This is a genomic window from Chamaesiphon sp. VAR_69_metabat_338 (assembly GCF_031423935.1).
GTDB lineage: Bacteria > Cyanobacteriota > Cyanobacteriia > Cyanobacteriales > Chamaesiphonaceae > Chamaesiphon.
This window is the reverse complement of record NZ_JANPGM010000112.1, coordinates 1-4,377: the sequence shown is the minus strand read 5'-3', so window position 1 is coordinate 4,377 and position 4,377 is coordinate 1. Positions and strand designations below refer to the sequence as shown.

At 51.0% G+C, this 4,377-nt stretch carries 5 protein-coding genes; 4 read left to right on the top strand and 1 reads right to left on the bottom strand.

Going from position 1 to position 4,377, the window contains the following annotated elements:
• On the bottom strand, window positions 1-327 hold a 327-nt coding region (locus tag RMO84_RS03320; RefSeq protein WP_310487026.1), incomplete at its 3' end, for a PAP/fibrillin family protein.
• A 220-nt stretch (window positions 328-547) separates the two neighbouring features.
• Here RMO84_RS03320 and RMO84_RS03315 point away from each other — a divergent pair.
• The 4 genes from RMO84_RS03315 (at window position 548) to RMO84_RS03300 (ending at window position 4,329) form a co-directional block, all read left to right on the top strand.
• The gene (locus tag RMO84_RS03315) at window positions 548-826 is read left to right on the top strand and encodes a DUF3134 domain-containing protein (protein WP_310487025.1); all 279 of its coding nucleotides are present in this window, start codon (window positions 548-550) and stop codon (window positions 824-826) included.
• 101 nt (window positions 827-927) lie between these two features.
• Window positions 928-2,016 carry a phospho-N-acetylmuramoyl-pentapeptide-transferase gene (mraY, locus tag RMO84_RS03310; protein ID WP_310487024.1) on the top strand — a complete coding sequence of 363 codons (1,089 nt, stop codon included), beginning with the start codon at window positions 928-930 and terminating at the stop codon, window positions 2,014-2,016.
• 87 nt (window positions 2,017-2,103) lie between these two features.
• Window positions 2,104-3,384 carry a HEAT repeat domain-containing protein gene (locus RMO84_RS03305; RefSeq protein ID WP_310487023.1) on the top strand — a complete coding sequence of 427 codons (1,281 nt, stop codon included), beginning with the start codon at window positions 2,104-2,106 and terminating at the stop codon, window positions 3,382-3,384.
• Between the two features lie 204 nt (window positions 3,385-3,588).
• Window positions 3,589-4,329 carry a L,D-transpeptidase family protein gene (locus RMO84_RS03300; protein ID WP_310487022.1) on the top strand — a complete coding sequence of 247 codons (741 nt, stop codon included), beginning with the start codon at window positions 3,589-3,591 and terminating at the stop codon, window positions 4,327-4,329.
• Window positions 4,330-4,377: the final 48 nt, after the last annotated feature.

The following is a 4,377-nucleotide window of genomic DNA, read 5'->3' as shown; positions in this document are numbered from 1 at the left end:
GATCGCTACCAAACCATTCAATCCTGGTAACAAACTACTGACTTCGGCAATATTATAAACCGCGCTAGTCGTCGGGCGAATGCACTGATAAATCGTCCCGAGTGTCACCAGCGGAAATTTGTCGATACCCAGTAAACTCTGGCTGCTAGTGTAGAGCAGTCGCCAATTACCCGCCAATAAATCGATCGCGGTTGTCAGCGGACGCGGGTGAGGATTGCGCAACTCCAGCTCGGTAATGGCGGCGAGGATCGCTTGTCGCTCGATCGGTGTCGCCAAGATCCCCCGATTTTTGTCAGCGATCGCCTCTAGTAATTTAGCTTTGGGCATCAGAATTTGCGGCTCCCTGCCCAGTATCGAGTTAGATATTGGGGATAGTGGTGGGTAGTGGATAGTGGATAGTGGAAAGGTTTAATTGTCTATTCTGGGAATGGAAAGGATTAAGCCAGAGGTAGAGATTCAAACAGAAGTCAGATCGCAATCTCAAGCGAAATCGCTCCTATCCTCTAAAATGATAAACTATGAGAACTTCAAGCTAAGCAACTCCACTATGTCCGATTCTCTCGATCTCGAAGCCCTGGATGCATTTGTCAATCCAGCCCTCAAACAACAACCCCGCTACGAACCAGCACCAGTCATTGCGGTGCAACGCAATACTTCAATTTTGGAATGGCTCGAATCCCAAGGTCGGCTGATCGATCGCGACGAACGCGATCCGGCGATCTCCGCACTCGATCAACCCAATCTTGATGAAGAACTCTTTGAAGACGATCGCGCCTATCAGGAAGAAGAAGAAAGTGATGACGCTGATGATGTCGATGAAATCTAAGTCAAAATTCAGTCACCCGATCGCGCTAAAATAGCGAGCGATCGATCCAGACTGAATTTTTGTGGCTCGACGCAGTGATGAAATTACCTCGGAGGAAATAGATGGAGGGTAAATCAGCATCTGTCAAGGGTTTTAATCCTACGGGCACTGTCTTACTGATTTTATTAGGCACCGTTTTGACAGGTGCCTTGTTATGGTTGGATTTGCAGCAAGGTCGCGATTTACTCTCGTCCTTGCTGCTGCCATTTTTGGTATCGGCAGGATTAGTAGCCGCGATCGGCTTTCAGGCAATTCCGCTACTCAAGCAATTAAAGATGGGTCAATTCATTCGTGAAGATGGCCCCCAAGCACACCTGAAAAAGGCTGGCACGCCCACGATGGGCGGTGTCTTTGTTGTACCCGTGGGCGCGATTTTGGGTGTAATTTGGTCGCATTTTAATCCCGATGCGATCGCCGTAGCAGTCACGAGTCTGGGCTATTTGGCGATCGGTGGTGTGGATGACTGGAAAAGTCTGAGTAACCGTAAAAATGAAGGTCTGACACCTAAGGGTAAATTAGCCTTGCAAGCGGCGATCGCGATCGCTTTTTGCGGCTGGGCTTTTTATAGTCGTGGCAATGCGATTACTAATGTCCATTTACCATTGCAGATCGTCTTACCCTTGGGGCTGTTCTTTTGGGCAGTTGCCGTATTTGCGTTGCTAGCTGAAAGTAATGCCACCAATTTAACCGATGGCGTCGATGGCTTGGCTGGCGGTACTGGCGCGATCGCCCTCGCCGGTTTGGCGGCGATAATCCTCCCCAAAGAGCCGAATTTGGCGATCTTGTGTATCTGCCTCAGCGGCAGCTATCTCGGCTTTGTCGTCCACAACCGCAATAAAGCGAAGGTGTTCATGGGGGATACTGGTTCCCTCGCTCTCGGTGGCGCACTCGCGGCAGTGGGAATTTTAACTGAAAATCTCTGGGTGTTATTTATCATCAGCGGTATCTTTGCCGTCGAAGCCCTCTCAGTCACTCTCCAAGTCGGTTATTACAAAGCCACCAAAGATGCTGATGGCAAAGGCAAACGACTGTTTAAAATGGCTCCGATCCACCATCACTTAGAATTGAGTGGTTGGACGGAAACGCAAGTAGTTGGCATGTTTTATGCGATCGAAGTGCTGTTAGTCGCGATCGGATGGGCAAGTAGGTAGATAGTTGGGAGTTGGAAGTTGAAAGTTGAAAGTTGAAATTTAATAAGGACGCTTGCGTCCTGTTTCTCTCCGCTCCTCGCTGTCTTGATGCGCTTAACCGTCGGGAAACCCGACGAGCGCGCATCGCTCCCCGCTCCCCGCTCCTCCCTCCCAACTCCCAACTCCCCACTCCCCACTATGGATCTCCACCGAGCGATTGCCGCAGCAGATAATGGGATGTGGTCGATCGTTATCGATTGTCTCCAAGACTTACCACTAGATCGACTCCAGGCGAACGATCGAGTTTTAGACTTAGCCCTGCAAGCATTACTCCAAGGCGATCTCGAACAGCAGTGGGCGATCGCCAAAGTTATCCCCAAACTGGGCGAAATCGCGCTCTGGCCACTACTAGAGATTGCGAACGACTCGGACATGGATCTGGAAGATCGGTGGGCGGTGGGGCGAATTTTGGGCGCATTTAACCAACCACAATCGATCGCCTCCCTGATCGCTTTAATTCAACAAGATGAAGACGCAGAATTAACGTCGATCGCGACTGGTGCTCTAGCTCAAATTGGTACGCCCGCGATCGATGCGGTGACAGCACTTTTAGATCCAACTGCCGTTAATGCAGCGGTGCAACGCGGCTTGGCAGTGAGGATTCTAGCGCGAATTCGGCATTCACAGACGATCGAGCCATTATTGCAATTACTTGACGATCCCGATCCGCAGATCCGCACTTCAGTTATCGAAGCCTTGGGGAGTTTTCACGATCCGCGCATTCCCACACTCCTAATTTCCAAACTTACCGATGTCGCCCCTAACGTTCGCACAGCCGCAGTCGTGGCTTTGTGTCTAAGAGGCGATCTCGCCACCGAATTAAATCTGCTCGATCGATTGCAACCGTTACTATTCGACCTCAATCTCGAAGTCTGTATCGCCACAGCACTTGGTTTAGCCCGATGGCCCGATCCTAGTGTCGTCCCAGTCCTCGCCAAAGTCCTCGGATCATCCCAAACGCCCGATCGACTCAAATCTGCTGTTATCTTAGCTTTAGGCTGGATCGACACCCAACCCGCGATCGATACCTTAATGGCTCAGCTTACAACCGCATCCCCACTCGCACCAGAACCGATCGTCGCGGTTGGTAAATCAGAGCGCGAGCGCGAGTATGCCAGTCACCAGTTGGTCGCTTATTTACAATCGCCCCACATTGCCGCTACGCCATCGCTAGCCTCAGTCAAACAAGAGATTGCCACTGCGCTGGGGAACCTGGGTAATCTAGCTACCGTCCCAGCCTTAGAGCAATTACTTACCGATCCAGACGATCGAGTCAGACTCCACGCTCGGGCAGCGATCTCCAAATTATCAGCACCTGTTGGCGAGTAGAGTTTCGCTCCAGTCAATCTCGATAAAATAGAGATCTCTATTTACTAGCCAAGTCAGACTTGGAAATCGTGCGTGTCGATTGCCGGAGCCAAAACCTCAATGTTAAATTGTGAAAGCGAGGTCGATCGTTCGATCGAGTGGGTAAGCTAATTGCAACTAGATCGATATTACAACTCAACTTTTTAGAGTAACCTAAGTTTCATCATGTCCCGATTCTCAACTTCGTTACTATTTAGGACTGGCATATCGATCGCTGTGTTATCGGCGACAATGATTCCCGTCAAGCTCTGCGCCGAGCCTCTTGCTGCATCCAGCTTAACTACCCACTCGCGATCGTTATTAGCAGTAGAACCACCAGCAAAAGCAAGCGACCCCGCTCCCACCACTCAGTCGCCTCAGCAACCACAGCGGGATCCGCGCTCCGTACCAGCCAGCACGCCCAACCTGGCGACGCCAACCAAGCCCACAACTACGAATAGTCCCCTTCCCACAGCCACCCCCAGCCCTACTACCAAACCTGTAGCCGCTACCAATGAGCGGCCACCCGTCGAAAAGACGATCGGTCTGGTTATCAAGCTTAAAGAAAAGCGGGTATATGTCTATCAGGGTGAAAAGCTGATTAAGAAATATCCGATCGCGATCGGTAAAAAAGGCTGGGAAACCCCAGTAGGCGAGTGGCAGGTGATGGAAAAGATCAAAAATCCCGCCTGGACGAGCTTTAAAACTGGCGAAGTATTTGCCCCCGGTACCGAAAATCCCCTCGGAGCGCGGTGGATTGGCTTCTGGACTGACGGCCGAGATGTCATCGGCTTCCACGGTACGGCCAATCTCAAATCGATCGGGACAGCAGCTTCCCACGGTTGCGTACGAATGCGCAATCGCGATGTCAAAGCCCTATTCCCACTGGTGAAGGTGGGAACGACTGTCAAGGTCATCGATGAATAGGAACGAGTAAGTTCGATCGAAAAAAGGGAGCGAAAACTAGTTTTCGCT

What these genes read in the sequence shown, in the direction of transcription:
- RMO84_RS03315 (WP_310487025.1), top strand. Translation starts at nt 548, where the DNA reads ATGTCCGATTCTCTCGATCTCGAAGCCCTGGATGCATTTGTCAATCCA.
- mraY (WP_310487024.1), top strand. Translation starts at nt 928, where the DNA reads ATGGAGGGTAAATCAGCATCTGTCAAGGGTTTTAATCCTACGGGCACT.
- RMO84_RS03305 (WP_310487023.1), top strand. Translation starts at nt 2,104, where the DNA reads ATGCGCTTAACCGTCGGGAAACCCGACGAGCGCGCATCGCTCCCCGCT.
- RMO84_RS03300 (WP_310487022.1), top strand. Translation starts at nt 3,589, where the DNA reads ATGTCCCGATTCTCAACTTCGTTACTATTTAGGACTGGCATATCGATC.